This window comes from Mesorhizobium sp. M1D.F.Ca.ET.231.01.1.1 (assembly GCF_003999155.2).
Taxonomy (GTDB): domain Bacteria; phylum Pseudomonadota; class Alphaproteobacteria; order Rhizobiales; family Rhizobiaceae; genus Mesorhizobium.
The window spans coordinates 202,088-227,693 of sequence record NZ_RZOZ02000007.1; the positions used below are offsets into that span (position 1 = coordinate 202,088).

Annotated in this window: 20 protein-coding genes; 10 read left to right on the forward strand and 10 right to left on the reverse strand. The window is 64.4% G+C overall.

All coding sequences use genetic code 11. The features are described 5' to 3' along the window. Positions 1-71: 71 nt before the first annotated feature. Positions 72-1,733, forward strand: a complete 1,662-nt coding sequence (locus EN874_RS20110) for a VWA domain-containing protein (protein ID WP_127426560.1) — start codon at positions 72-74, stop codon at positions 1,731-1,733. A 62-nt stretch (positions 1,734-1,795) separates the two neighbouring features. Here EN874_RS20110 and edd read toward each other — a convergent pair whose 3' ends face one another. From edd to zwf, 3 genes are all read right to left on the reverse strand, one after another. Then, positions 1,796-3,619, reverse strand: coding sequence for a phosphogluconate dehydratase (gene edd / locus EN874_RS20115; RefSeq protein WP_127426559.1), 1,824 nt, complete (start codon positions 3,617-3,619; stop codon positions 1,796-1,798). Between the two features lie 64 nt (positions 3,620-3,683). Then, positions 3,684-4,400, reverse strand: coding sequence for a 6-phosphogluconolactonase (gene pgl / locus EN874_RS20120; protein WP_127426558.1), 717 nt, complete (start codon positions 4,398-4,400; stop codon positions 3,684-3,686). After that, the gene (gene zwf / locus EN874_RS20125) at positions 4,382-5,851 is read right to left on the reverse strand and encodes a glucose-6-phosphate dehydrogenase (protein WP_127426557.1); all 1,470 of its coding nucleotides are present in this window, start codon (positions 5,849-5,851) and stop codon (positions 4,382-4,384) included. The genes pgl and zwf overlap by 19 nt, the downstream gene beginning before the upstream one ends. Before the next feature lie 282 nt (positions 5,852-6,133). Here zwf and EN874_RS20130 point away from each other — a divergent pair, with 282 nt between their 5' ends. After that, positions 6,134-6,880 (forward strand): SDR family oxidoreductase, encoded by a 747-nt coding sequence (locus tag EN874_RS20130; RefSeq protein ID WP_127426742.1) that lies wholly within the window; start codon positions 6,134-6,136, stop codon positions 6,878-6,880. Between the two features lie 37 nt (positions 6,881-6,917). Here EN874_RS20130 and EN874_RS20135 read toward each other — a convergent pair whose 3' ends face one another. The 3 genes from EN874_RS20135 to EN874_RS20145 form a co-directional block, all read right to left on the reverse strand. Further along, the gene (locus EN874_RS20135; RefSeq protein ID WP_127426556.1) at positions 6,918-7,823 is read right to left on the reverse strand and encodes an SH3 domain-containing protein; all 906 of its coding nucleotides are present in this window, start codon (positions 7,821-7,823) and stop codon (positions 6,918-6,920) included. A 258-nt stretch (positions 7,824-8,081) separates the two neighbouring features. Further along, positions 8,082-9,368 carry an FAD-binding oxidoreductase gene (locus EN874_RS20140; RefSeq protein WP_127426555.1) on the reverse strand — a complete coding sequence of 429 codons (1,287 nt, stop codon included), beginning with the start codon at positions 9,366-9,368 and terminating at the stop codon, positions 8,082-8,084. A 122-nt stretch (positions 9,369-9,490) separates the two neighbouring features. Further along, positions 9,491-10,924, reverse strand: coding sequence for a glutamine synthetase family protein (locus EN874_RS20145; protein WP_127426554.1), 1,434 nt, complete (start codon positions 10,922-10,924; stop codon positions 9,491-9,493). Between the two features lie 188 nt (positions 10,925-11,112). Between EN874_RS20145 and EN874_RS20150 the strand changes: the two genes are divergently transcribed. Beyond that, entirely contained in the window at positions 11,113-11,826 is a 714-nt protein-coding gene (locus EN874_RS20150; RefSeq protein ID WP_126085801.1) for an HAD family hydrolase, read from the forward strand. 11 nt (positions 11,827-11,837) lie between these two features. On the opposite strand, the gene EN874_RS20155 is transcribed toward EN874_RS20150, so the two are convergent. The 3 genes from EN874_RS20155 to aceA form a co-directional block, all read right to left on the reverse strand. Further along, positions 11,838-12,221 carry a response regulator transcription factor gene (locus tag EN874_RS20155; protein ID WP_127426741.1) on the reverse strand — a complete coding sequence of 128 codons (384 nt, stop codon included), beginning with the start codon at positions 12,219-12,221 and terminating at the stop codon, positions 11,838-11,840. Between the two features lie 293 nt (positions 12,222-12,514). Next, positions 12,515-12,757 (reverse strand): hypothetical protein, encoded by a 243-nt coding sequence (locus EN874_RS20160; protein ID WP_126085800.1) that lies wholly within the window; start codon positions 12,755-12,757, stop codon positions 12,515-12,517. A gap of 52 nt (positions 12,758-12,809) precedes the next feature. Then, the gene (gene aceA / locus EN874_RS20165; RefSeq protein WP_127426553.1) at positions 12,810-14,099 is read right to left on the reverse strand and encodes an isocitrate lyase; all 1,290 of its coding nucleotides are present in this window, start codon (positions 14,097-14,099) and stop codon (positions 12,810-12,812) included. A 248-nt stretch (positions 14,100-14,347) separates the two neighbouring features. Here aceA and EN874_RS20170 point away from each other — a divergent pair, with 248 nt between their 5' ends. The 6 genes from EN874_RS20170 (at position 14,348) to EN874_RS20195 (ending at position 21,380) form a co-directional block, all read left to right on the forward strand. After that, a complete protein-coding gene (locus tag EN874_RS20170; RefSeq protein ID WP_127426552.1) occupies positions 14,348-15,796 on the forward strand; it encodes an XRE family transcriptional regulator in 1,449 nt (482 codons plus the stop codon). Between the two features lie 171 nt (positions 15,797-15,967). Beyond that, the gene (locus tag EN874_RS20175) at positions 15,968-16,918 is read left to right on the forward strand and encodes a DMT family transporter (protein ID WP_127426551.1); all 951 of its coding nucleotides are present in this window, start codon (positions 15,968-15,970) and stop codon (positions 16,916-16,918) included. A gap of 342 nt (positions 16,919-17,260) precedes the next feature. After that, positions 17,261-18,358: a polyamine ABC transporter substrate-binding protein gene (locus tag EN874_RS20180; protein ID WP_127426550.1), complete on the forward strand. Its 1,098-nt coding sequence runs from the start codon at positions 17,261-17,263 to the stop codon at positions 18,356-18,358. 95 nt (positions 18,359-18,453) lie between these two features. Next, positions 18,454-19,593, forward strand: coding sequence for an ABC transporter ATP-binding protein (locus EN874_RS20185; RefSeq protein WP_127426549.1), 1,140 nt, complete (start codon positions 18,454-18,456; stop codon positions 19,591-19,593). A gap of 9 nt (positions 19,594-19,602) precedes the next feature. Continuing rightward, a complete protein-coding gene (locus tag EN874_RS20190; protein ID WP_127426548.1) occupies positions 19,603-20,565 on the forward strand; it encodes an ABC transporter permease subunit in 963 nt (320 codons plus the stop codon). Then, positions 20,562-21,380: an ABC transporter permease subunit gene (locus tag EN874_RS20195; protein WP_126085793.1), complete on the forward strand. Its 819-nt coding sequence runs from the start codon at positions 20,562-20,564 to the stop codon at positions 21,378-21,380. The genes EN874_RS20190 and EN874_RS20195 overlap by 4 nt, the downstream gene beginning before the upstream one ends. Positions 21,381-21,391: 11 nt before the next feature. Here EN874_RS20195 and EN874_RS20200 read toward each other — a convergent pair whose 3' ends face one another. Further along, a complete protein-coding gene (locus tag EN874_RS20200; protein WP_127426547.1) occupies positions 21,392-23,284 on the reverse strand; it encodes an AsmA family protein in 1,893 nt (630 codons plus the stop codon). Positions 23,285-23,546: 262 nt separating this feature from the next. Between EN874_RS20200 and EN874_RS20205 the strand changes: the two genes are divergently transcribed. Next, positions 23,547-25,505, forward strand: a complete 1,959-nt coding sequence (locus EN874_RS20205) for an acetoacetate--CoA ligase (protein WP_127426546.1) — start codon at positions 23,547-23,549, stop codon at positions 25,503-25,505. Positions 25,506-25,606: the final 101 nt, after the last annotated feature.

Below are 25,606 nucleotides of genomic sequence, written 5' to 3' on the forward strand. Positions count from 1 at the left end.
CGGGCTTGTCTCCAAAGGCCGCGTCAAATAGCTTTCTCGACGCGGACAGGGGGCTCACTCAGGAGATTTTCATGGCGGGATTGGCACGGAGCGTCGCTGCGGCGATCCTCCTTTTGTCGACGACCACGTTTGGCTTCGCCGCCAACAAGGTCGTCATCATTCTCGATGCATCCGGCTCCATGTGGGCCCAGATCGACGGCAAGCCGAAGCTCGAGATCGCGCGCGAATCGCTACGCACCGTGCTGCAATCGGTGCCGGCCGATGACGAGATCGGCTTCATGGCCTATGGCCATCGCCAGAAAGGCAGCTGCGAGGATATCGAGCTGATCGTGCCGCCGCAGGCTGGTTCGGCGAGCGCGATTTCGGCCGCCGCGGACAGCATGAAGTTCCTGGGCAAGACGCCGCTGACGGCGGCCGTCAAGCAGGCGGCGGAAGCGCTCAAATACACCGAGGACAAGGCCACCGTCGTCCTCATCACCGACGGGCTGGAGACCTGCGGCGGCGATCCGTGCGCGCTCGGCAAGGAGCTGAAGGAAACCGGCGTCGACTTCACCGCCGACGTCGTCGGCTTCGGCCTGACCGCCGATGAAGGCAAGCAGATCGCCTGCCTTGCCGAAAACACCGGCGGCAAATACATCCAGGCCTCCGACGAGAAGGCGCTGCAGCAAGCGCTGGTCGAGACCGTCGCTGCGCCGGCGCTCGCGCCTGAACCCGCTCCGGCCCCCGCGCCGGCGCCGGCGCCCGAACCCGCCAAGCCTGAATTCAATTTCACGCCGAGCGTAGTCATGGCCGAAGGCGGCGACCCGATCACCGACAGCAATGCCTGGGAGATCTACAAGGCCGCTGCCGACGGCACGCGCGGCGATCAGGTCATGACCGAATACGGCGAGCTGAAGACCAATCTGGAGCCAGGCGACTACGTCGTCGTCGGTCGCGCCGACGAGGCAAGGAGCGAGCAGAAGATCAAGATCGAGGCCGGCCAGACCTACAGCCCGCTGTTCACGCTGAACGCCGGCACCTTGGTCATCCACCCGCATGCCAGCCAAGGCTCGGAGATCAGCGGCGAGGCGCGTGTCGACTTCGCCTATTCCGGCGGCAGCACCACCCACTACGGCGACGCCAAGGCGACGGTGCCGGCAGGCGAGCAGAAGGTGACGGTGCAGATCGGCGCCGGCACGGTGTCCGAGACCATCCAGCTCGCCGCAGGTCAGACCGTCGAGAAAGACGTCGTCGTCGGCGTCGGCCACGCCGTGCTCAACGCCTACTACACCGCAGGCGGCGACAAGGCCGACAATTCCGGCATCGGCTTCGAGATCGTCAAGGCCAAGAAGAAGATCGACGGCTCGCGCGAGAGCGTCGAGCACTCCTATGGTCCGGACAGCAAGTTCTGGCTTCCGCCGGATGACTATGTTGCGCTCACGACATTCGATATCGCCGTCGTCGAGCAGCCCTTCAGCATCAAGGCCGGCGACAACCAGGACATCAAGGTCACGCTCGATGCCGGCGTGCTGGCGATGTCGGCGCCCGGCGCCTATTCGATCGAGGTGTTCTCGTCGAAGAAGGACATCGAAGGCAAGCGCAAGTCGCTCGGTCTGACCTATGGCGACAGCTGGCAGCAGACGATCCCCGCCGGCGACTATGTCGTCGTGCGTCACGCCCCCGACCAGGGCCAGGACAAGGAAATGCCGGTGACGATCAAGGCCGGCGAGCGGACCGAGATCACCGTTCAGTAGGCATCGCAGGAATGCAAAAAAGGGCGGCCAGGCCGCCCTTTTTCATGGATGGAATTCCTGGCTCACGCGTTTGCGAAGGCGGCGGCGCCATGGTCGGCGCGCCCGACCAGTTGCCGGAAGCCGGCGAACAGCTCGCGGCCGAAGCCGAACTCGTTGCCGATGAGATCGGCATCCGCGGTGCGGCGCAGCGCGAATTCCGTTCCCGGCACCAGCACCTCAAGCGTGCCGGCGTCGGCATCGAGGCGGATGATGTCGCCGTCGTGGATCCTGGCGATCGGTCCGTCCTCGACCGCTTCCGGCGTCACATGGATAGCCGCCGGCACCTTGCCGGAAGCGCCCGACATGCGCCCGTCCGTCACCAGCGCGACGCGCTGGCCGCGGTCCTGCAAGATGCCGAGCACGGTGGTCAGCTTGTGCAGCTCCGGCATGCCGTTGGCCTTCGGGCCCTGGAATCGGATGACCGCGACGAAGTCGCCGGTGAGCGTGCCGGCCTTGAAGGCATCGTTCAGGCCTTGCTGGCTGTCGAACACCTTGGCCGGCGCCTCGATGACGCGCCGCTCGGGTTTGACGGCCGAGGTCTTGATTACGGCATGGCCGAGATTGCCGCCAAGCACCTTCAGGCCGCCCGTCGGCTGGAATGCCTTCGCGAACGGCGCCAGCACTTTCTCGTCGCCGCTCTCCTGCGGCGCTGCCTCGCGCACGACGCTGCCGTCAGCGCCGAGCCTGGCCTCGACCGCATAGGGCCGCAGGCCTTCGCCCCACACCGTCTGCACGTCCTCGTGCAGGATGCCTTCGTCGAGCAGCTCGCGGATCAGGAAGCCGAGCCCGCCGGCGGCATGGAAATGGTTCACGTCGGCAAGCCCGTTCGGATAGACGCGGGCAAGCAGCGGCACCGCTTCCGAAAGGTCGGAAATGTCCTGCCAGGTGAGCGAAATCCCGGCTGCCGCGGCCATCGCGATCAGGTGGATGGTGTGGTTGGTCGAGCCGCCGGTGGCATGCAGGCCGACCACGCCATTGACGATCGAGCGCTCGTCGATCATGCGCCCGACCGGCGTATAGGCGTTGCCGAGCGCGGTGATGGCCAGCGCCCGCTTGGCCGCTTCCCTCGTCATCGCGTCGCGCAGCGGCGTGCCCGGATTGACGAAGGAGGCGCCCGGCGTGTGCAGGCCCATGATCTCCATCAGCATCTGGTTGGAGTTGGCCGTGCCGTAGAAGGTGCAGGTACCCGGCCCGTGATAGGATTTGGACTCGGCCTCGAGCAGCTCGGCGCGGCCCGCCTTGCCCTCGGCATAGAGTTGGCGGACCTTGGCTTTCTCGTCGTTCGGCAGGCCGGACGTCATCGGTCCGGCCGGGATGAAGACCGCCGGCAGGTGGCCGAAAGTCAGCGCCCCGATCACCAGCCCCGGCACGATCTTGTCGCAGACGCCGAGGAAGACGGCGGCGTCGAACATGTTGTGCGAGAGGCCGATCGCGGCCGCCATGGCGATCACGTCGCGCGAGAACAGCGACAGTTCCATGCCCGGCTGGCCCTGGGTGACGCCGTCGCACATCGCCGGCACGCCGCCCGCCACCTGGGCGATGCCGCCGGCCTCGCGTGCCGCTTCCTTGATCAGCGCCGGGAAGGTCTCGAACGGCTGATGCGCCGACAGCATGTCGTTGTAGGAGGTGATGATGCCGAGGTTCGGCACGCGATCGCTGCCGAGCGCGACCTTCTCCGACGGGCTGCAGACGGCAAATCCGTGCGCGAGGTTGCCGCAGGACAGCACCGCCCGGTTGGCGGCGCGGCCGGATGCCTCCGCGATGCGGCCGAGATAGGCTTCGCGGCCGGCTTTCGAGCGTTGGCGGATGCGTTCCGTGATGGCTTCGATGTCGCGTCTGGCTGTCATGGTCGGTCCTTTCGAGCCCCGGAAAACGTCCTCCCACAGCCTCCGGGGCTGTTCCTTCGTGAAATCAGGGTGCCCAGAACACCTCTACCGGTATCGGTGCTGCCTCCAGCACTTCTCGGATCGGCTTTTTTGCGCCTGCTCCCATCGCGCCGTCGAAGGCGCTGCGCTTGTCCTCGCCCTCGATGTGAAGCGCGATGAAGCCGGCGGCAACGATCCGCGCCATCGACAGCGTCAACCGCGGCTCGCCGCCGCTCGGCGCGTGCACCGGCAGCACGATCCGCTGCGAGGACGGGTCGAGCAATTCAGCGAGGTTGCCGGCATCGGGAAAGAACGAGGCCGTGTGGCCGTCGCCGCCCATGCCGAGCACCACGACGTCCAGCGGCCAGGTCAGCGACCGCAGGGCCTCGCTGTCCGAGGCGGCTGCGTCCTCGATGCTCGCCGCCTCGTGATAGAGCGGCACGAAGCGCGCTGCAGCCGCCTGGTTCTGCAGCAGGTTGGCCGCCACCAGCCCGGCATTCGAGCGCGGCGAGCTGGGCGGCACGAAACGCTCGTCGACCAGCGTCACCGTGACCTTGTCCCAGGCAATCGGTATGGCGGACAGGGCGGCGAAGAATTTTGCCGGGGTCGTGCCGCCGGATACGGCGAGCAGTGCCGTGCCGCGCTCGGCGATCGCCTGCGTCAACCGGGCGGCGACGTGGCCGGCAAGCGCCGCCGCCAGCTGCTGGCGGTCGGCAAAGCCGTTCCAGGCGTAGGCGGCGCCGTTCAATTGCTCTCGTGCCATGTCCGTCCGTCACGTTCGATGAGCGCGATGGAGGCCGAGGGCCCCCAGGTGCCGGCCGTATAGCCCTGCGCTTCCTGCCTGGCGCTTTCCCAGGCGTTCTGGATCGGATCGATCCATTTCCACGCCGCCTCGACCTCGTCGCGGCGCATGAACAGCGTCTGGTTGCCGCGCACCACATCCATGATCAGGCGCTCATAGGCGTCCGGCGCCCGGCCCTGGAACGATTGCGCGAAGCTCATGTCGAGCGAGATCTGGCGCAGCCGCATGCCGCCAGGCCCCGGATCCTTGATCATGATGTATTGCTTGACGCCCTCGTCCGGCTGCAGGCGGATGACCAGCTGGTTGGCGAAGATCGGGCCAGCGCTGTCGCCGAAGATGGAGTAGGGGATCGGCTTGAACTCGATGACGATTTCCGAAACGCGGGTCGCCAGCCGCTTGCCGGTCCTGAGATAGAAGGGAACGCCGGCCCAGCGCCAGTTGCCGATCTCGGCCTTCACGGCGACGAAGGTCTCGGTGTTGCTGTCCTTGCCGAGCTCCTCGACATAGCCTTTGACGGCTCCGCCGGCTGAGGCGCCAGCGCGATACTGGCCACGCACGGTGTGCTTGGGCGCCTCGTTGCCATTGATGCGCTTCAGTGCCCTCAGCACCTTGAGCTTCTCGTCGCGCACGGCGTCCGCGTCCATCGACGACGGCGTTTCCATGGCGACCAGGCAAAGCAGTTGCAGGATGTGGTTCTGCACCATGTCGCGCAGCGCGCCGGCCTTGTCGTAATAGGTGACGCGGTCCTCGAGACCCACGGTCTCGGCAACCGTGATCTGCACATGGTCGATATGGGCGGAATTCCACAACGGCTCGTAGAGCGCATTGGCAAAGCGCAGCGCCATCAGGTTCTGCACCGTTTCCTTGCCGAGATAGTGATCGATGCGGAAGATCTGGCTTTCGTGGAAATCATCGCCCACCGCATCGTTGAGCGCCCGCGCCGAGGTGAGATCCCGCCCGATCGGCTTCTCCAGCACGATGCGCGAGTTCGGCGTGATCAGCTTGTGCTCTTTGAGCTGGTGCGAAATGTCGCCGAACAGAGCAGGCGCCACCGCCAGATAGAAGGCACGGATGCGGTCGCTGTCGCCGATCGCCTTTTTGAGCTTGTCGAAGCCGGCGCCGGTGGTCGCGTCAGCCGGGACGTAGGAAAGGCGCGCCAGGAAGGTATCGAGCTCCTTGGCGTCGACGTCGGCCGGCTTCACGTGCTCGGATATCGCCTTCTTGGCGAAGGCCTGAAACTCGGCGTCGGTCATTTTTGCGCGCGACGTGCCGATGATGCGCGTCGGCTCGGAGAATTGCTGGCCACGCTGGCGATGGTAGAGCGAGGGCAGAAGCTTGCGCTCCGACAGGTCGCCGGTGCCGCCGAAGATGATGAAGTCGAAAGGGTCGACGGGGATGATCTGGCTGGTCATGGTCAGTCCGATTTGATGCCGGTCGCCGGTAGCGGGGCTGATATATTCTAATCGATTTAAATCGTCCAGTGCCTTGGTGTCGCATGCAGGACCAATCGCTTGGGATCGATTAGGTCCATATGCTGCCCTTGACACTGGCGCTGCCTGGAGGCTTGTCGGCAAGCGATGGCTTCCGGCAGCGTTCGCGCCTGCAACATAGAACGTGAATGTGACGAAAGCTAAGGGAGAATGGCGGCAGCCGCCCTCCGCGAAACGGGATCATCTAGAATGACTGGGAAAACCATGCGTCTGGAAAACAAGGTGGCCATCATCACCGGCGCGGCGTCGGGCTTCGGCGAGGGCATGGCGAAGCGCTTCGCTGAGGAGGGCGCGCGCGTCGTGGTCGCCGACCTCAACGCCAAGGGCGCCGAGCGCGTGGCGCAAGCAATCGGCGATCGTGCGATCTGGACCCAGACCGACGTCTCGCAACGCTCCGAATTCGACGAGATGGTCTACGCCGCCAAGAGCGCCTTCGGCCGCATCGACATCATGGTCAACAACGCCGGTTATACCCATCGCAACGGCGACATGCTGGGCGTCGACGAGGAAACCTTCGACCTGATCACCGCCGTCAACATGAAGGCGATCTATCATGCCGCCCTTGCCGTGGTGCCGATCATGAACCGGCAGGGCGGCGGCGTCATCCTCACCACGGCCTCGACGGCCGGCATCAGGCCGCGGCCGGGCCTCACCTGGTACAACGCCTCCAAGGGCTGGGCGATCACCGCCACCAAGTCGATGGCGGTCGAGCTCGCGCCGAAGAACATCCGCGTCAATTGCCTCTGCCCGGTCGCCGGCGAGACCGGCATGCTGGAGAAATTCATGGGCGCCGACACGCCGGAGATCCGCGAAAGATTCCGCGCCTCGATCCCGCTCGGCCGGCTGTCGACGCCGCTCGACATCGCCAATGCGGCGCTCTGGCTGGCTTCGGACGAAGCCGCCTTCATCACCGGCGTGGCGCTGGAGGTCGACGGCGGGCGCTGCATCTGAATTGACGTCGCGGCGGCGGCAGGCCGCCAGCGACGCATCAGACGCCGGTCTTGACGTAGCTCTTGTAGACCCAGCCGTGCTTGCCGTTATAGACGATCTCGCACCATTTGTTGCAGCCCATCACCTGCACCGATGACTTGGCGGGCACCGTGACGATTGCGGATGCGCCTTTCTTCGGGCCGCTCCGCATGGTGACCGCCCTCAGGATGCGCCCATTGGTGCCGGCGCTGGCCTGCTGAGGTTTCGGCTTGTCCTGGGCTGCGTCCCCCGTTGCCGTCGGCTGAGCCTCGGGAACCTGAGGCTTTGCCTCTGGAATGGCCGCGGTCTGGGCGCTGTCCATCTTGTCATCCGGCTTCTTCGTATCCGCCGGCTGGCTCGCCCCTGGCGCAGGCGCCGCCACCTTCGACAACGCGGCCGAAGCATCGTTCCCCGATGCGGATTCGGCGAAGGCGGCAGCGGTTGGCTTGTCGTCCTGCGTTGCCGGCTTCTCGCGGGCTTGAGCGGACGAGGCTGGCAGAGCCTCTGCCGCGGCAGGCGCAGGCTCACCACTCGCGGCGCTCCAGCGGGGGTTGTTGGATGCCAGCGCCGGAATGGTGGCTTCACGGGCCGCCGTCACGGGCGAAACCGCATCGGCCTTGCGCGCGGCTTGCGGCGCGGCGGCGATACTGACAGCGCTCGCCGCGGCCGGGGCGATTTTCTTCGTCTTGACCGGGATCGCGGGTACGGTCTGCTCCGCGCTCGCGATCGCCTGCCGTTCATTGGCCGGCAGGGCCAGCCAAAGCGCCACCGCAGCCACGCCGAGCAGCGCCACGGTGCCGACAGCCGCTATCACCAGATGCGCGTTCGACTGCAGACCCTGCCAGAAGGACGGCCGCATGTCATAGCCGAACTGCACTGCGAAGCGCCGTCGTTCCGGCGCGCCGAAACTGAAGGGCTCATACACTTAGACCACCTCCAACAACCGGGCCGACGTTCTTTCGATCTTGCCGCAAACAGTTCGCGGCTGGCGTCGGTCCCGAAATTACAGCGGGCAGGCCCGCGCAAATCCCCGTTTTATCGCCCAGAACTAGCATCTCTTCCCGGCGATTGTGGCATGAGTGCGCCTTTTTGTGAAATTTCCTGCATTTGTTAAGGATTCTGCAAAATGCCGTAGACGGAGCGCCCTGCATCGAATCAAGCACTTCCGCTGGAATGCTCGACGTCAAATCCTGTCGCGCAATGCGAACCAGTTGAGCGCCAGAAACAGCAGCGGCGCGCGAAAACGACGGCCGCCCGGGAAAGCGGGAACCTTCAGATCCTCGATCAGCTTCAGCCGGTCGCGGTTGCCGGCGACCGCCTCGGCATAGAGCCTGCCAAAGAAGTTGGACAGCATGACGCCGTGGCCGGAATAGCCGCCGATCGAGATCACCTTCGGCATCACCTCGCGCACGAAAGGCTTCCTCGGCACCGTGATGCCGACATAGCCGCCCCAGCCATGGGTGATCTCGACATCCTTCAGAGCCGGATAGAGCTCGGCGATCTGCCGGCGGATGTGGATATGAATGTCCTTCGGATCGTTGACGGCATAGACCTCGCGGCCGCCGAACAGCAGCCGCCCGTCCTTCGACTTGCGGAAATAGCGCACGACGAAGCGTGAATCGTCCACCGACTCTGCCCCCGGCAACACCTTGGACTCGGCGCCGAGCGGCACGGTCGCGCCGATGAAGGAGCCGATCGGCATGATATGCGCCGCGCTCACCGGCTCCAGCTTGCCGCCATAGGCATTGACCGCGATGAGGCATTTCTCGGCCGAAATGGTTGCTTTCGGGGTCGTCACCTTCACCTTGCCGCCGCTTGAGGCGATGCCGGTCGAAGGCGTCCGCTCGAACAGACGCGCGCCGGCCGCGGCCGCCACTTTTGCCGTGCCGATCACCAGCTTCAGCGGGTGGATATGCCCGGTGCCGGTGTCGCGCGTGCCGCCGAAATAGCGCGCCGAGCCCAGCCGTTCCGCCGTTTCCGCCGCATCCATGAAGCTGACATGCGGGTAGCCGAAGCGGCCCGCCATGATCTCGGCATGGCGCTTGTAGTCGTCGACGTAACGCTTCTTGTGCGCCACCGACAATTGGCCCGGCATGTAGTCGATCTCGATTTCGTTGGCGGCGGCGAAGTCAAGCAGATGCGCCTTGGCTTCCTCGGCAAGATCGAACAGCGCCTTGGCGCGCGAGAAGCCGTATTCGGCCTCCAGCTCCTCCGCCCAGGCGCGCTGGCCGGTGCCGAGCTGGCCGCCATTGCGCCCCGATGCGCCGTCGCCGAACCGATGCGCTTCGATCAGCACGACATCCGTGCCGGCCTTGGCCAGGTGCGCCGCCGCCGACAATCCGGTGAAGCCGCCGCCGATGATGACGACATCGCAGCTCCGGTCGCCGTCGAGGGGCGAGTATTCAGTGCGGGGCCCGGCCGTATCCTCGTACCAGGAACGGCCGGGGGAAATGGGAGACTGGTAGGGCATGGGAACGCCGGTGAATGGTGAATAGTGAATGGCTGTGGAAAAGCACTCTGCCCTGCATTCACCCGTCTAATATGAAACCACTCACCATTCACTATTCACCATTCACGCGACATAGTCGTCGCTTACACGTTCAACAACAGATACTCCCGCTCCCACGGGCTGATCACTTCCATGAAGGTCTCGAACTCGGCGCGCTTGATGGCCGCATAGGTTGCGGCGAAGGATTTGCCGAGGATGGCGCCGAGCTCCCTGTCCGCCTCGAACAGATCGACGGCTTCGAGCAGGTTGCGCGGCAGGTCGATCTCGTCCTCGTTGGCGGTGGTCAGCACCGGCGCCGAGGCCTTTTCCTTCTTCGTGATGCCGATCAGGCCGCAGGCGAGCGAGGCGGCAAGCGCCAGGTAGGGATTGGCGTCCGAGGACGGGATGCGGTTTTCGACGCGCCGCGCAGCGGGGTCGGATCGCGGCACGCGGAACGCCGTCGTGCGGTTGTCGTAGCCCCATTTGGTGTTGACAGGCGCCGAGGCGGCCTGCGTCAGCCGGCGGTAGGAATTGACGTAGGGCGCGAACATCACCAGCGCGTTCGGCACGTGCTTCTGCATGCCGCCGATGAAGTGGAAGAAGGCGTCCGTCTCGGAGCCGTCCTCGGCCGAGAAGATGTTCCGGCCGGTCTTCTTGTCGATCACGGACTGGTGGATATGCATGGCCGAGCCCGGTTGCCCCTGGATCGGCTTGGCCATGAAAGTGGCGTAGATCTCATGCTTCAGCGCCGCCTCGCGGATCGTGCGCTTGAACATGAAGACCTGGTCGGCGAGCTCGATCGGATTGCCGTGCCGCAGGTTGATCTCGAGCTGGCCGGCGCCTTCCTCGTGGATCAGCGTGTCGATCTCCAGGCCCTGCCGCTCCGAGAAATGGTAGATGTCGTCGATCAGCTCGTCGAACTCGTTGACGCCGGCGATCGAATAGCCGGCGCCGCCGCCGATCGGCCGCCCGGAACGTCCGACGGGCGGGGTCAGCGGATAGTCCGGGTCGGGGTTCTTGCGCACCAGGTAGAATTCGATCTCGGGCGCCACCACGGGCCTGAAGCCGCGATCGTCATAGGCGGCCAGCACGCGCTTTAGCACATTGCGCGGCGTGAATTCGACGGAGCGGCCGTCCTGGTGGACGAGGTCGCAGATCACGGCCGCCGTCGGGTCTTCCTCCCAGGGCACGACGGTCAGCGTCGAGAGATCGGGCAACAGCTTTAGGTCGCCGTCGTCCTCCGGATAGTGGAAGCCGTTGCCGTCTTCCGGATAGCCGCCGGAGATCGTCGTCATGAACACCGCCGAAGGCAGCGCCAGCGATGTGTTGGAGGTGAATTTCTTCGACGGCATCATCTTGCCGCGGGCGACGCCGGCCTGGTCCGGCGTGATGCATTCGATGTCCTCGATGCCGCGCCACTCCAGCCAGGCGCTGGCTTCCTTCCAGTTCTTCACGCCGCGTTCATTCTTCAAGAAGGCAGGCGTGCGGGCGCGTCCCCCCCGGCTCGACGGACGGACTTCCTTTTTTTCAGGCGGCATCATTCACCAGATTGTGTTGCGGATTTCGAAGTATAGCCGGGCGCCGTGGGAGAAGGGAAGGGGAGGCGCCAGAGCCAGCCATGGGAGGCGCGAATTCGTGCTGTCCCGTTGCCGCATGCGTCTTCCTGCTGGCGGCGCGGGGCGACGAGGTTTACATGAGCCCAATCCGCGAAAGAGTGAGTGTCCCTATGTCCGCTCCACGTTTGACCACGATCGGTTTCGATGCCGACGACACGCTGTGGCAGAACGAGCAGTTCTTCCGCATGACCGAGCAGCGTTTCGTCTCGATGCTTGCCGAGCACAGCGAGGCAAGCCAGGTTTCCGCGAACCTGCTCGAGGCCGCAAAGCGCAATCTCGGCCTCTATGGCTTCGGCATAAAGAGCTTCACGCTATCGATGATAGAGACGGCGATCGAGGTTACCCAGGGCCGCGTGCCGGCCTCGACCATCGCTGAAATCCTCGCGGTCGGACGCGACATGCTCAGCCACCCGATCCAGCCGCTGCCGCATGCGCGTGAGACGGTCGAAAGGCTGGCGGGTTCCTATCGCCTGGTGCTGATCACCAAGGGTGACCTTCTCGACCAGGAGCGCAAGCTGGCGCAGTCGGGATTGGGCGAGCTCTTCGATGCCGTCGAGATCGTCAGCGACAAGAACACCGCCACCTATGCCCGCATCTTCAGCCGCCATGGCGATGGTCCTGAGCGGAGCATGATGGTCGGCAACTCGCTCAAGTCCGACGTCGTGCCGGTCATCGAGGCCGGCGGCTGGGGCATCCATGTGCCGCACGAATTGACCTGGGCCGTGGAGCACGCCGAGGCGCCAGTCGCGGCGCCGCGTTTCCGGGAGATATCAGATCTCGGCGAGTTGCCGGCGCTGGTCGAGGCCATCGCCAAAGCCGGGTGAATCCGTTCGCTCTAGCCGCGGCCGACCAGGCGATCGATCACCGGTTGCAGCCTTTCGGGCGTGATCGGCTTGGCCACCACGGCGTCCACCACGCTCGACAGGCCGAGGCTGTCCGGAGTGCCATTCCTGGTTGAGAGCAGGATCACCGAGGGCTGCGCCTTGCCGGCAGCGCGCCGCAGCGCGTCGATGCTGGACAACAGCCCGTCGCAATCCTTGTCGTCGGGTCCGCCGTCCAGGATGACTGCGCCGGGGGCCTGGCCGGCCAAAGCCTTCCCGGCCGTCTCAGGCGACTCGGAAATCGGCTTCAGCCCGGATTTCTCGACGATTTTCGACACCACGACCCGGTTGATCGACGATCTGCCGACCACAAGCACCTTGGAGAAATCCGCCGACAGCCGGGCTGCCGCGCCGCGGTCCGCAGGTTTGAATGGTTTTCGAGAGTCGTCACGATCGGCGGGAGACATATCGGGCGGGCGCTCTGGTTCAATGCAGGGTTGAAACCTGAACGCAATTGGCGCGAGATCGCCAGCGGTGTCAAGCAGAAATAGTGGAAAATGAGAATATAGCAAGAATTCCTAAAATTCGGTGGAAGTTCTCCCTGTTTTCGCAAGCGGAATTCGAAAAACTCGAAAGTCTCCCGAGCGTATAGCGCACGGGAGACACTCGCCGAAGACTTGTTGACGTAACGTCAACTGTGGTTCTGCTGGGTGACGATCACTGGGATCAAAAGATCACCCCAGTTGCCGTCTCCGCCGTGGTGCCTGGCCGAACGCACCAGTTCCACGGAGACGCCCGCCTCGACTGCCTTCATCACAGACTGGTTCAGCCTGTGCAGATCGTTGGCAAGCATGCGGATCGTCGCCTGCTGGTCGACGCTCATCGCGCTCGACTGTTCTTCGGCCCGTTCCTTGACGCGGCTTATCGATGCCATTGGTCTTCTCCCTGACGTAAATGCCCTTCGGGCGTTTCCTCTGATGTTGTCGTCACTCGGCCGCCGGCCTGAACTGCGCGTGCTCGGTCGACTCATGCATGGCGGTGGTCGAAGACTGACCGCCGGTGATCGCCATCGACACGGCATCGAAATAGCCGGTGCCGACCTCGCGCTGGTGCTTGGTCGCGGTATAGCCATGCGCCTCCGCCGCGAACTCGGCCTCCTGCAGTTCCGAATAGGCCGCCATGTGGCGGTCCTTGTAGCCGCGGGCCAGCTCGAACATGCCGAAGTTCAGCTGGTGGAAGCCGGCCAGCGTGATGAACTGGAACTTGTAGCCCATGGCGCCGAGCTCCTTCTGGAACTTCGCGATGGTCGCGTCGTCCAGGTTCTTCTTCCAGTTGAACGACGGCGAGCAATTGTAGGCGAGCAGCTTGCCGGGATGATGCCTGCGCACGCCTTCGGCGAACTTCTTCGCCTGCTCAAGATCCGGCTTCGAGGTCTCGCACCAGATCAGGTCCGCATGCGGCGCGTAAGCGACGGCGCGCGCGATGCAGGGCTCGATGCCGTTTCTGACATGGTAGAAGCCCTCGACCGTGCGACCTGCGTCATAATCGACGAAAGGCCGGTCGCGCTCGTCGATGTCAGAGGTGAGCAGCTTTGCCGCCTCCGCGTCGGTCCGCGCCACCACCAGCGTCGGCGTGCCCATCACGTCCGCCGCAAGGCGGGCCGCGTTGAGATTGCGGATATGCGCCGCGGTCGGGATCAGAACCTTGCCGCCGAGATGGCCGCACTTCTTCTCCGACGCCAGCTGGTCCTCGTAGTGGACGCCTGCCGCGCCGGCCTCGATGAAGGCCTTCATGATCTCGAACGCGTTGAGCGGTCCGCCGAAGCCGGCTTCGGCGTCGGCGACGATCGGCGCGAACCAGGTCTCGACCGAAAGCCCCCTGCCTTCGGAGGTCTCGATCTGGTCGGCGCGCTGCAGCGTGCGGTTGATGCGCTTGACCAGCTCCGGCGCCGCATTGGCCGGATAGAGCGACTGGTCCGGATACATGGCCGACGCGGTGTTGGCGTCGGCCGCGACCTGCCAGCCCGACAGATAGATCGCCTTCAGGCCCGCCCTGACCTGCTGCATGGCTTGGTTGCCGGACATGGCGCCGAGCGCGTTGACGAAATCTTCTTCGTGGATGAGCTTCCACAGCCTGTTCGCGCCTATCTCGGCAAGCGTTTGGCGGATCTGAACCGAGCCGCGCAGCCGCTTCACGTCCTCGGGCGAGTAGGGCCGTTCGATGCCGTCGAAACGGCCTTCCGGCGCGGACGGGACGAGGTTGTAAAAATCAGTCATCGGTTGCTCCAGATCGATTCTGCTTGTTCGAATGGCGCGTTCGTAGAGACTATTTTCGGCGCCGCTGATGTGTGACATTGTTTACATTGCGACGCAAAAATCGCCAGAGAAACCGGAGTTTTCCGGGGAAAATAAGGGAAAACCTGTATTGCGTTTGACAGGCTGGCGCTGTAAATTTGTCACGATTGTAAAAGACGGCTCGCCGCACATCGCGCCATTTCCTGTAAAATCTTGTCAAGGATAGTCGATTGGCCGACCAGAAAATCTTCGCCGGGCCGCGTATCCGCCGGCTTCGCAACGCCAAGGGCCTGACCCAGACGGCGATGGCCGAAGGGCTGGGCATCTCCCCGTCCTATCTCAACCTCATCGAGCGCAACCAACGGCCGCTGACGGTGCAGCTCATCCTCAAGCTGGCGTCCGTCTACAAGATCGACCCGCACGAATTGCAGGGCGAGACCAAAGGCTCGATCGCGGCGCTGAAGGAAGTGTTCGGCGATCCGCTGCTGGCCGGCGAACTGCCGGGCGACCAGGAGCTGATCGATCTCGCCGAGATCGCGCCGAACGCTTCCGCCGCGATGGTGAAGCTGTTTCGCGCCTATCGCGAGCAGGCCGAGCGGCTATCGGATCTCAATGAGCTTCTGGCGCAGGAGGGCAGGGCGACCGCATTGTCCGGCACGCGCCTGCCTGTCGATGAAGTGCACGAGACCTTCGAGCATCGGCCGAACCACTTCGCGGCTCTGGAGGAGGAAGCCGAAGCCTTCATTTCGCTGCTCGATCCCGGAGACGACCTGTTCGCCGCGCTGAAGGCCTGGCTGAGGCGAGAGCACGGCATAGTGGTCAAGGTGCTGCCGGTTGCCACCATGCCGAACTGGCGCAGGCGCTATGACCGTCATTCGCAACGCCTGTTCCTGTCAGAGAGGCTCTCCCCCTTCGATCAGTTGCGCGAGGTCGCCATGGAGGCCAGCCTGATGCGCATGACCGTCGCCGTGGCCGCTGAGATACAGGCGCTGAAGCTCGCAACCGACGAGGCGCGCCGGCTCGCCCGCTTCGAGCTCGGCCGCTATGCCGCGCACGCGCTGATGATGCCCTATCAGGCCTTTCATGCGGCTGCGATCCGCACCCGCTACGACATCGACGTCCTGCGTTCCCGTTTCGGCGTGTCCTTCGAGCAGGCGGCGAACCGCCTGACCATGCTGCAGCGGCCCGGCGCGGCGGGCGTGCCGTTCTTCATGCTGGAGGTCGACAACGCCGGCAACCGCTTCCGCAAGGCGGGCAGCCTGGGCTATCCGCAAAGTCGTTTCGGCGGCGCCTGCCCGAAGCTTCCCGTCCATGCGGCCTTTTCCCAGCCGGGCCGGATACTGGTCGAGGCGGTGGAAATGCCGGACGGCGCCGAGTTCCTCTGCATCGCCCGCACGCTCGAAGGGCCGCAAGGCGCCTTCTCCGAGCGGCCGCGGCGCACGGCGCTTCTGCTCGGCTGCGACATCGGCTTTCGCGACGAGATCGTCTACGGCGCGGCGCTGCCCGGACCGTCCGCCGGCAAGGCCGCGCAAGGCATGGCATCCGCAACCCCGGTCGGCCCGGCCTGCAGGCTCTGCGAGCGCGTCGGCTGCCTGGCGCGCGCCGAGCCGCCGGTGACGCGACCGCTCGGTCTCGACGAGATGGTGACGGGTCTCAGCGCCTTCGACTTCCAGGGATAGTGCTTGCCGCAAAAGCTTGCGGCGGTCCCGGGGGGACGTAAGTCGGCTTTGTCCTACATTTCAGCGGATGCTGGATCACGCCTCGCTCCGGCATTTGCGCTACGCGAATAAGATATAGTCTGGTCGTCCGTGGTGGATCGTGCCGCTCGCAAATCGCTGACAGTCCCGTCCATGACCGATACCGCCTCGCCTCGCGTTGCCTTGCCTGCCGTCTCGCCGCGCGAGGAGCGGATCGGCATGCTGCTGGTCTTCCTGTCGGCGCTGATGTGGAGTTTTGGCGGCACCATCGCCCGCTTCATCCATGTCGGCGACAGCTGGACCGTTGTGTTCTGGCGCTCGCTCTGGGCGGTGGCCTTCCTCATCGCCTTCATGGCCTGGCGCGACGGCTGGCGCGGCACCTGGAAACTGTTCCGCGACATGGGCCTGCCGGGGCTCGGCGTCGCGCTCTGCTTTGCCACCGCCTCGACGAGCTTCATCGTCGCGCTCGCCTACACGACGGTCGCGAACATCCTGTTGATGCAGGCCGGCGTGCCGCTTCTGGCGGCCTTGCTCGCCTGGGTGTTGTTTCGCGAACGTGTGAGTCCGGGGACCTGGGCGGCAATCGCCGCCGTCATCACCGGCGTGGCCATCATGGTCTCCGAGTCGTTGGGCGGAGCCGTCTCACCGATCGGCGACGGGCTGGCGCTGCTGATCGCGGTGATGTTTTCGTGCGCGACCGTGATCACCCGGCGCTTCGCCCATGTGCGCATGGTGCCGGCCACTTGCCTCGGCGCGCTGCTGGCCGGTGCTTTTGCCGCCTCCCAGGCCACGGAATTTGCCGTCTCGGCGCGCGATATGGGCTTTCTGTTCGCCTTCGGCGTCATCAATCTCGGCGTCGGCCTTGCTTTTTTCGCCATGGGCGCCCGGCTGGTGCCGGCGGCCGTCGCAGCGCTGCTCGGCACGTTCGAGCCGATCCTCGGTCCGATCTGGGTCTGGCTCGTCCATTCCGAGGTGCCGTCGGTGCGCACCATCATCGGCGGCGCGGTCGTGGTCACGGCGCTGCTTGTTCACATCGCATTCGAGTTCAAGCGGCAGACACGGCCCGAGCGGCCGGGCATCACCGGCCTGCCGTCTCCCAATTGACACTCGGGAGTCTTCCCCCCATTGACAACCGTGTCGCCGGGCGGGCAGGCTGCGATTACGGCAACAACAAGACAGGCGTATCTTGCCAAGTGTCTCTGCCGGCCTCCTCGGGGCCGGACCGCAACGTCATATTTCTGATTACGCCGCGGCGAACGCCGCTGACGCCGCTCTGATACCCTCCCGGAGGGGGTGCAAGGGCCGCAACCGCTACTTAACGATCCGGCGCGGCCCCAGCGGGTCGCGCTTATCGCTCCCCGGAAAGCTCAACAATCTGAAACAAAGGCCGCCCCGCGTTCACGCCGCGACAGGGCGGCACGGGAACACTCACCAAAGGAGAACATCATGATCCGCAAAGCGCTTTTGCTTTCGGCGACCTCGGCGTTTCTGACGCTCTTTACCGTAGGCGGCCATGCCGACGACCGCGTCGTCAATGTCTTCAACTGGTCGGACTATATCGACAGCTCGATCATCGACGATTTCACCAAGAAGACCGGCATCAAAGTCGTCTACGACACCTTCGATTCCAACGAGATCCTGGAGACGAAGCTGCTGGCCGGCGGCAGTGGCTACGACGTCGTCGTGCCCAGCGCCAACTTCCTGGCGCGCCAGATCCAGGCCGGCGTGTTCCAGAAGCTCGACAAGTCGAAGCTGCCCAACCTTTCCAATATGTGGGACGTCATTGCGGAGCGCATCGCCAAGTTCGATCCGGGCAATGAATACTCGGTCAACTACATGTGGGGCACGGTCGGTATCGGCTACAATGTCAAGAAGGTGCAGACGGCCCTTGGCACCGACAAGATCGACAGCTGGGACGTGTTCTTCAATCCGGACAGCCTCGCCAAGTTGAAGGATTGCGGCGTCTATGTGCTGGATTCGCCTTCCGACATGATCCCTGCGGCACTGAAGTATCTCAACCTTGACCCGAACAGCACCTCGCCCGACGACATTGCCAAGGCCGAGGAAGCGCTTCTGAAGATCCGGCCCTATATCCGCAAGTTCCACTCGTCCGAGTACATCAACGCGCTTGCCAACGGCGACATCTGCCTGGCGGTCGGCTTTTCGGGCGACGTGTTCCAGGCGCGCAGCCGCGCCGAGGAGGCCAAGCAGGGCGTCGAGATCGGCTATTCGGTGCCGAAGGAAGGCGCCCAGGTGTGGTTCGACGAGATGGCAATCCCGGCCGACGCGCCGCATGTCGCCGAGGCACATGAATTCATCAACTACATGATGACGCCGGAAGTCATCGCCAAGTCGACGAACTATGTGCTCTACGCCAACGGCAACAAGGCCTCGCAGCAATTCGTCGACAAGGCGATCCTGGAAGATACGTCCGTCTATCCCGATGAGGAGACGATGAAGAAGCTGTATACCGTGCAGCCGTACGATCCCAAGACACAGCGCGTCATCACGCGCACCTGGACCAAGATCGTAACCGGCCAATAAGCATCGAAAGGCGACCCCGGCAGCCAACTGCCGGGGTCGCTTTCTTTTGAAGCGCCAAGAAATTGAAGTACCAAGAATAGAACGGAGTGGGGACTATGAAATCGCTTGGCAGCATCCGCAGGGATTTCGCGCCATGGAATGATCCGAGCGCCAAGCCGTATATCCAGTTCGACAGGGTGACCAAGAAGTTCGGCGACTTCACCGCCGTCAACAATCTGTCGCTGGCCATCTTCGAACGCGAGTTCTTCGCGCTGCTTGGCGCCTCGGGCTGCGGCAAGTCGACCTTGCTCAGGATGCTCGCCGGCTTCGAGGAGCCGACCGCGGGGCGCATTCTGCTCGACGGCCAGGATCTGCGCGGCATCCCGCCCTACAAGCGGCCGGTGAACATGATGTTCCAGTCCTACGCGCTGTTCCCGCATATGACGGTGGAGAAGAACATCGCCTTCGGCCTCAAGCAGGAAGGCATGCCAGCCTCCGATATCGAAAAACGCGTCGCCGAGATGCTGCGGCTGGTCAAGCTCGAGCAGTTCGCCAAGCGCAAGCCGCATCAGCTTTCCGGCGGCCAGCGCCAGCGTGTGGCGCTTGCCCGTTCGGTCGCCAAGCGGCCGAAGGTCCTTCTTCTGGACGAGCCGCTCGGCGCGCTCGACAAGAAGCTGCGCGAGGAGACGCAGTTCGAGCTGATGGACCTGCAGCAGGAACTCGGCCTGACCTTCGTCGTCGTCACCCACGACCAGGAGGAAGCGATGACCATGGCCGACCGCATCGCCATCATGGACAAGGGCGAGGTGATGCAGGTGGCGACGCCGGCCGAGATCTACGAGGCCCCGACCTCGCGCTTCGTGGCGCATTTCGTCGGCAATGTGAACCTGTTCGAGGGCAAGGTCGCCGAGCGGACGGCCAGCACGACGCGCATCACCGGCACGACCGGTGCGCAGATCGTCGTCGACAGTGGCGGCGATGCCGCTGCAGGCGCCGACATCGTCTTCGCGATCCGGCCGGAGAAGATCAAGGTCTCGTCGAAGAAGCCGGCAGATGTCGTCAACGCGCTTGAGGGCGAGGTCTATGATGTCGCCTATCTCGGCGACATGACCGTCTACCACGTCAGGCTCGACGACGGTCAGATGGTGCGGGCAAGCGCATTGAACGCCTCGCGCGTCAGCGAGGATCCGCTGACCTGGAACGACCGCGCCTGGGTCTCCTTCCGGCCCGACGCTGGCGTCGTGCTGACAAGATAGGAGCGGGCCATGACCAACATCGCCGCCGCCGCTTCTCCGTCAGCCGAAACCGCCGCCCTGCCGACCCGACTGGCGAAGGGTTTCGTCGACCGCCTCGTCATCGTCGTCCCCTATCTCTGGCTGCTGTTCTTCTTCCTCGTTCCGTTCATCATCGTCTTCAAGATCTCGCTGTCGCAGACGGCGATCGCCATGCCGCCCTACACGCCCGTGCTCGATTTCAGCGACGGCGTTTCAGGATTCTTCGCAGGCTTTCGCGAGCTCAATTTCGACAATTACACCTTGCTGACCCAGGACGCGCTTTACTTCAACGCCTATGTGACGAGCGTGATCATCGCGGGCATCTCGACAGTGCTGACGCTGATCGTCGGCTATCCGATCGCCTATGGCATGGCGCGGGCGCCTGCAACGGTCCGCCCGATCTTGCTCATGCTGGTGATCCTGCCGTTCTGGACCTCGTTCCTGATCCGCGTCTATGCCTGGATCGGCATCCTCAAGCCGGAGGGGCTGCTCAACGAGCTACTTTTGTCGCTGCACATCATCAGCGACAAGCTGCAGATCCTCAACACCTACAACGCGATCTTCATCGGCATCGTCTATTCCTACCTGCCCTTCATGGTGCTGCCGCTCTATTCGTCGCTGGAGAAGATGGACTATTCGCTGATCGAGGCGGCGCAGGACCTCGGCTGCCCACCGACCGGCGCCTTCTGGAAGATCACATTCCCGCTGTCGCTGCCGGGCGTGATCGCCGGCTGCCTCCTGGTCTTCATCCCGGCGGTCGGCGAATTCGTCATCCCGGACCTGCTTGGCGGCTCGCAGACGCTGATGATCGGCAGAACGCTGTGGAACGAGTTCTTCAATAACCGCGATTGGCCGGTCTCGTCGGCGGTGGCCGTCATCCTGCTTCTGGTGCTTATAATTCCGATCATGTTCTTCCAGCAGGCACAAGCGAAAGCCCAGGAGCAAGGCAAATGAACGCCACCTGGAGCCGCTTCAACATCAGCTCGATCGTGCTCGGCTTTGCCTTCCTCTATCTGCCGATCGTGCTGCTCATCATCTTTTCCTTCAACGAATCGAAGCTTGTCACAGTCTGGGGCGGCTTCTCGACCAAATGGTACGTATCGCTGTTCCACAACCAGGGCCTGATGGACGCCACCTGGGTGACGGCGCGTGTCGGCGTCATTTCGGCCACCGCTGCGACGGTGCTCGGCACACTGGCGGCGATTACGTTGACGCGCTACACGCGCTTCAGGGGGCGGGTGCTGTTCTCGGGCATGGTCTTTGCGCCTTTGGTCATGCCGGAAGTCATCACAGGCCTGTCCTTGCTGCTGCTGTTCGTCGCCGTCGGACTCGACCGCGGCTTCTTCACGGTGACGCTTGCCCACACCACCTTCACCATGTGTTTCGTGGCCGTCGTCGTGCAGTCGCGTCTGGTCTCCTTCGACCGCTCGCTGGAGGAAGCGGCCATGGACCTCGGCGCGTCGCCGGTGAAGACCTTCTTCCAGATCACCTTGCCGGTCATCCTGCCGGCGATCATTTCGGGCTGGATGCTGGCCTTCACACTCTCGCTCGACGATCTGGTCATCGCCTCCTTCACCTCCGGCCCGGGCGCCACGACGCTGCCGATGAAGATCTACAGCCAGGTGCGCCTCGGGGTGACGCCGGAGATCAACGCCGCCTGCACCATCCTGATCGCTGTCGTCGCCGTCGGCGTCATCATCGCCTCGATCGCCAACAAGCGCCGCGAGGTCCAGCGCCAGCGCGACGAGCAGGCAGCCCAGCGCGGGTAGGGGCAATTGCCTTATTGGCCGGAAACGCCCCGGCTGATCGGCGAGATGAACGGCGTGCTCCAGTTGCCGCCGACAAAGAACAGCGATTGCTTTGGCGGCGGCGGGGCTTGCACGGCTGGCTGGCCGCTGGCGGCTGGTTGCTGCGCCGGCTGTTGCTGCGCAGGCTGACCGGTCGGGACGATACCGCCCGAGAGCGCCAGTCCGCGCCCGGTATAGGAGGCAATGCCGGAAAGCCAGATCTTGTACTTCTGTGCATTGACCTCGGCCTTGTCCAACCGCGCCACGCCTTTCGAGATGCTCGCCTTGATCTCGGCGCCGTCGATCGGCAGCGAACCGTCGGCGACGTCGTCGAGGGCGAAGAACCCGCCCTGTTCGTTGCGCTTGAGGAAGGCCGGCAGGTTGAGCCCGTTGAGCGAGCCCGGCCCGAACGTCGCCGAGAAGGACCCGTCGGCGTTCTCGAAGATGGAACCCCAGGCCTTGCCCGGCCCCTTGAGGATGATCGAGACGGTTCCCGTGCCGGCCGGCACCAGCCGCGTCATCCCCGCCGCGGTTGCGAAGGCGCCGGTGTCGACGTCCGACGCCAGGAGCCGCATCTCGACCTGGGTGCCGTCCGGCTTGCGGTCGAAACGCAGGCTGCTCTGGATGTTGCCGTTAAAGGCCGAGGCGTCGGAGATGTCGAAAACGGCAAGCCCGTTCTTGACCTGCGCGGTCGCGGCGACGTCGGCGAGCTGGATCGGGCCGGCGGTGGCGTGCGCCGCCGACAGCCTGAGGTCGAGGTTGATCTTGTCGGCGAAGCTGGTGTCGATCTCGCCGGGGCCTGCTTCGCCGGTGGGAGCGATCGGCGTGAAAGCGGAAAAGAACGATCGAAGATCGAGCGTGTCGAAGGCAAGCGTGCCGGCAATGACGGGCAGGGCCTCGCTGAACGAAAGGTCCAGCGCGCCCATGCCGGGATTGTTGTCCAGCGCCACCGTCGTGTTCTCTAATTTTGCCCGCCCCGCCGACGCCGTCACCTTGCTCGCGACCGAGACGGATCCGATCGCGGCGCCGGGCGCGATGCCGGCCTGCGACCATTCGAGCAGGCGTCTCAGAGAAGGAGCGGCGAATTTCGCCTGACCATCGAGATAGGCGTTCTCCGACATCGAGGCGATGCCGTCGAAAGAGAGCGTGGCCGGCGCCGCCTTGAAGGCGAGCGTGACGGGCGCCGCGCCTCCGGCAAACAGCACCAGCGGCCTCGCCGAGGAAAAATCGATCTGGACGCTCTCGCCGCGCCAGATGCCGGTCGCCGTGAGCGTGGCGTCGCTGTTCATGGCCGCCCAGTTCACTTGGCCGCTGAGGCTGCTCAGGATTTCGGTCTCCTTGCCGCCCACCGAGGTCACGACGCGGCCGTCGCGGAACTCGACCGTGCCGAACGGATCGGAAGGCAATCTGCCGAGATCGGGTTTCTGCGGGTTCGCGGTGACTACGCCGCGCGCCGTGTCAATCGAGCGCGTGATGCGGCCGCCCGTCGGCAGCGCAGGCAGGTAGAGGCCGCGCGCCGTGCGCTCGACCCTGATGGTCGGCCGCACCAGCCTTGCCGTCGAGAACCGGACGTCGCCCTGCAGGGCGGCCATGGCGGAGAGGTCGACTTCGACACGCTCGGCTTCGACCACCGGCGGGGCGTCGGTCTCGGTCCATTGCGACAGCGTCACGTCGCTGAGGATCGCCCGGAATTTCGGCCACACCTCGATGCGCGGCGAGCCGTCGATAGTCACGCGGAAGCCGCTCCAGGCGCTCAACTCCCAGGCGATGCGGTCGCGCACGATGCGTGTCGAGGCAATCAGCGGCAAGGCGGCGACGGCGAGCGCGATGACCAGCACCGCAACGCCGATGACCCATACCCCGCGCCGGATCAAAGATGATGGCATCTCGCCCCGTATGTTTCCGTTGCCGACAAAATCGCCCGACGGGTGTAACCAAGCGCCGACGCTTTTCAAGTCTTTATGGCCCCGGGATGGCGTTTGCGCCGCGTCCTGGCCGCTCATTCCAACAAAATCTTGCTCTGCTGCGCTGCGGTATGCATAAGCGATAAGCCTGTCCGACGCCGAAACCGCATGGCGGTTTTAGGACAATGACGTCGGGCGATGTCGGGCTTAACTGCCGCAATCGCGACGCGCTTTTGGGAGGAAGATCATGGCCGACACCCCCTTGTGGACGCCGACGCAGGACCGGATCGCCTCCGCGCCGATGACCGCTTTCATGAAGGCTGCGGCTGCGAAATCAGGCGAGGCGTTCTCCAGCTATGCCGAGCTCCACCGCTGGTCGATCGACGATCGCGAGGCGTTCTGGGACCTGGTCTGGGATTTTTGCGGACTTGTCGGCGACAAGGGCGAGCGGGCGCTGGTCGATGGCGAGAAGATGCCGGGCGCGGCCTTTTTCCCCGACGCCAAGCTCAATTTCGCCGAGAACCTGCTGAAGAAGACCGGCGGCGGTCTGGCAATCGTCTTTCGCGGCGAGGACAAGATCGAGCGCCGGCTGTCGTGGAACGAGCTCAATGCGCTCACCTCGCGTCTGCAGCAGCTCTTCCTGTCGCTGGGGGTCAAAGAGGGCGACCGCGTCGCCGCCATGATGCCCAACATGCCCGAGACGGTCGCCGCCATGCTGGCAGCCGCCTCGATCGGCGCGGTCTGGTCTTCCTGCTCGCCCGATTTCGGCGAGCAGGGCGTGCTCGACCGTTTCGGCCAGATCGAGCCGGTCGTCTTCATTGCGCCGGACGGCTACTGGTATAACGGCAAGGCGATCGAGGTCGCCGACAAGGTCCGGGCGGTTGCCGGGAAGCTCGCGACAGTGCGAAAGGTGCTGATCGTCGACTATCTCGGCACGTCTGCCGACGTCGCCGCCACCATCGACAAGGCAGCGGCGCTGGAAGAGGCGCTCTCGCCCTTCGCCGCCAGGCCGCTCGCCTTCGAGCGGCTGGCGTTTTCGCACCCGCTCTACATCCTGTTCTCCTCCGGCACGACCGGGATCCCGAAATGCATCGTTCACTCGGCCGGCGGCACGCTGATCCAGCACGTCAAGGAGCAGCGGCTGCACGCCGGCCTGCTCGACGGCGACCGCTTCTTCTATTTCACCACCTGCGGCTGGATGATGTGGAACTGGCTGGTTTCGGGCCTCGCCTCGGGGGCGACGCTGCTGCTTTACGACGGCTCGCCCTTCTATCCCGACGGCAACGCGCTGTTCGATTTCGCCGATGCCGAGAAGATGACCTATTTCGGCACCTCGGCGAAATTCATCGATTCCGTGCGCAAGGCGGGGCTGAAGCCGATCAAGAGCCATGATCTCGCCAGCGTGCGCACCATCTCTTCCACCGGCTCGCCCTTGTCGCCGGAGGATTTCCGCTTCGTCTATGACGGCATCAAGAAGGACGTGCACCTGGCCTCGATTTCCGGCGGCACCGACATCGTCTCCTGCTTCGTGCTCGGCGTGCCGACGGAGCCGGTCTGGAGCGGCGAGATCCAAGGGCCCGGCCTCGGCCTTGCGGTCGACGTCTGGGACGACGACGGCAAGCCGGTGCGGCAGGAGAAGGGGGAACTCGTCTGCGCGAAAGCCTTCCCGTCGATGCCGATCGGCTTCTGGAACGACCCGGAAGGCAAAAAGTACCACGCGGCCTATTTCGAGCGCTTCGACAATGTCTGGTGCCATGGCGACTTCGCCGAGTGGACGGTGCATGGCGGCATGATCATCCATGGCCGCTCCGACGCCACGCTCAATCCGGGCGGGGTGAGGATCGGCACGGCCGAGATCTACAACCAGGTCGAGCAGATGCCGGAAATCCTGGAAGCGCTCTGCATCGGTCAGGATTTGGACAATGACGTGCGCGTCGTCTTGTTCGTGCGGCTGGCCGCCGGGGTGAGCCTCGACGAGGATCTGGAAAAGCGCATCCGCGCAAGGATCCGCACCGGCGCCAGCCCGCGCCACGTGCCGGCCAAGATCGTTGCCGTCAGCGACATTCCAAGGACCAAATCCGGCAAGATCACCGAGCTTGCCGTGCGCGACGTGGTCCACGGCCGCGCCATCAAGAACAAGGAGGCGCTGGCCAATCCCGAAGCGCTGGAGCTGTTCAGGAACCTGCCACAGCTTGCGGATTGAGCCGCTGCGGTATGGTTAAAAAACTCTGTCGGGCGAATTTACCTAGATTTCACGAGTGGTACACATTCGTAAATTTTTTGAGGCCGCGGTAAGGACTTGTT

Bases quoted from the DNA above. Each gene is read 5' to 3' on its own strand.
- EN874_RS20145 (WP_127426554.1), bottom strand. From the start codon at position 10,924: ATGCCGCCTGAAAAAAAGGAAGTCCGTCCGTCGAGCCGGGGGGGACGC.
- zwf (WP_127426557.1), bottom strand. From the start codon at position 5,851: ATGACCAGCCAGATCATCCCCGTCGACCCTTTCGACTTCATCATCTTC.
- EN874_RS20180 (WP_127426550.1), top strand. From the start codon at position 17,261: ATGATCCGCAAAGCGCTTTTGCTTTCGGCGACCTCGGCGTTTCTGACG.
- edd (WP_127426559.1), bottom strand. From the start codon at position 3,619: ATGACAGCCAGACGCGACATCGAAGCCATCACGGAACGCATCCGCCAA.
- EN874_RS20130 (WP_127426742.1), top strand. From the start codon at position 6,134: ATGCGTCTGGAAAACAAGGTGGCCATCATCACCGGCGCGGCGTCGGGC.
- EN874_RS20160 (WP_126085800.1), bottom strand. From the start codon at position 12,757: ATGGCATCGATAAGCCGCGTCAAGGAACGGGCCGAAGAACAGTCGAGC.
- EN874_RS20190 (WP_127426548.1), top strand. From the start codon at position 19,603: ATGACCAACATCGCCGCCGCCGCTTCTCCGTCAGCCGAAACCGCCGCC.
- EN874_RS20140 (WP_127426555.1), bottom strand. From the start codon at position 9,368: ATGCCCTACCAGTCTCCCATTTCCCCCGGCCGTTCCTGGTACGAGGAT.
- pgl (WP_127426558.1), bottom strand. From the start codon at position 4,400: ATGGCACGAGAGCAATTGAACGGCGCCGCCTACGCCTGGAACGGCTTT.
- EN874_RS20110 (WP_127426560.1), top strand. From the start codon at position 72: ATGGCGGGATTGGCACGGAGCGTCGCTGCGGCGATCCTCCTTTTGTCG.
- EN874_RS20175 (WP_127426551.1), top strand. From the start codon at position 15,968: ATGACCGATACCGCCTCGCCTCGCGTTGCCTTGCCTGCCGTCTCGCCG.
- EN874_RS20195 (WP_126085793.1), top strand. From the start codon at position 20,562: ATGAACGCCACCTGGAGCCGCTTCAACATCAGCTCGATCGTGCTCGGC.
- EN874_RS20150 (WP_126085801.1), top strand. From the start codon at position 11,113: ATGTCCGCTCCACGTTTGACCACGATCGGTTTCGATGCCGACGACACG.
- aceA (WP_127426553.1), bottom strand. From the start codon at position 14,099: ATGACTGATTTTTACAACCTCGTCCCGTCCGCGCCGGAAGGCCGTTTC.
- EN874_RS20185 (WP_127426549.1), top strand. From the start codon at position 18,454: ATGAAATCGCTTGGCAGCATCCGCAGGGATTTCGCGCCATGGAATGAT.
- EN874_RS20200 (WP_127426547.1), bottom strand. From the start codon at position 23,284: ATGCCATCATCTTTGATCCGGCGCGGGGTATGGGTCATCGGCGTTGCG.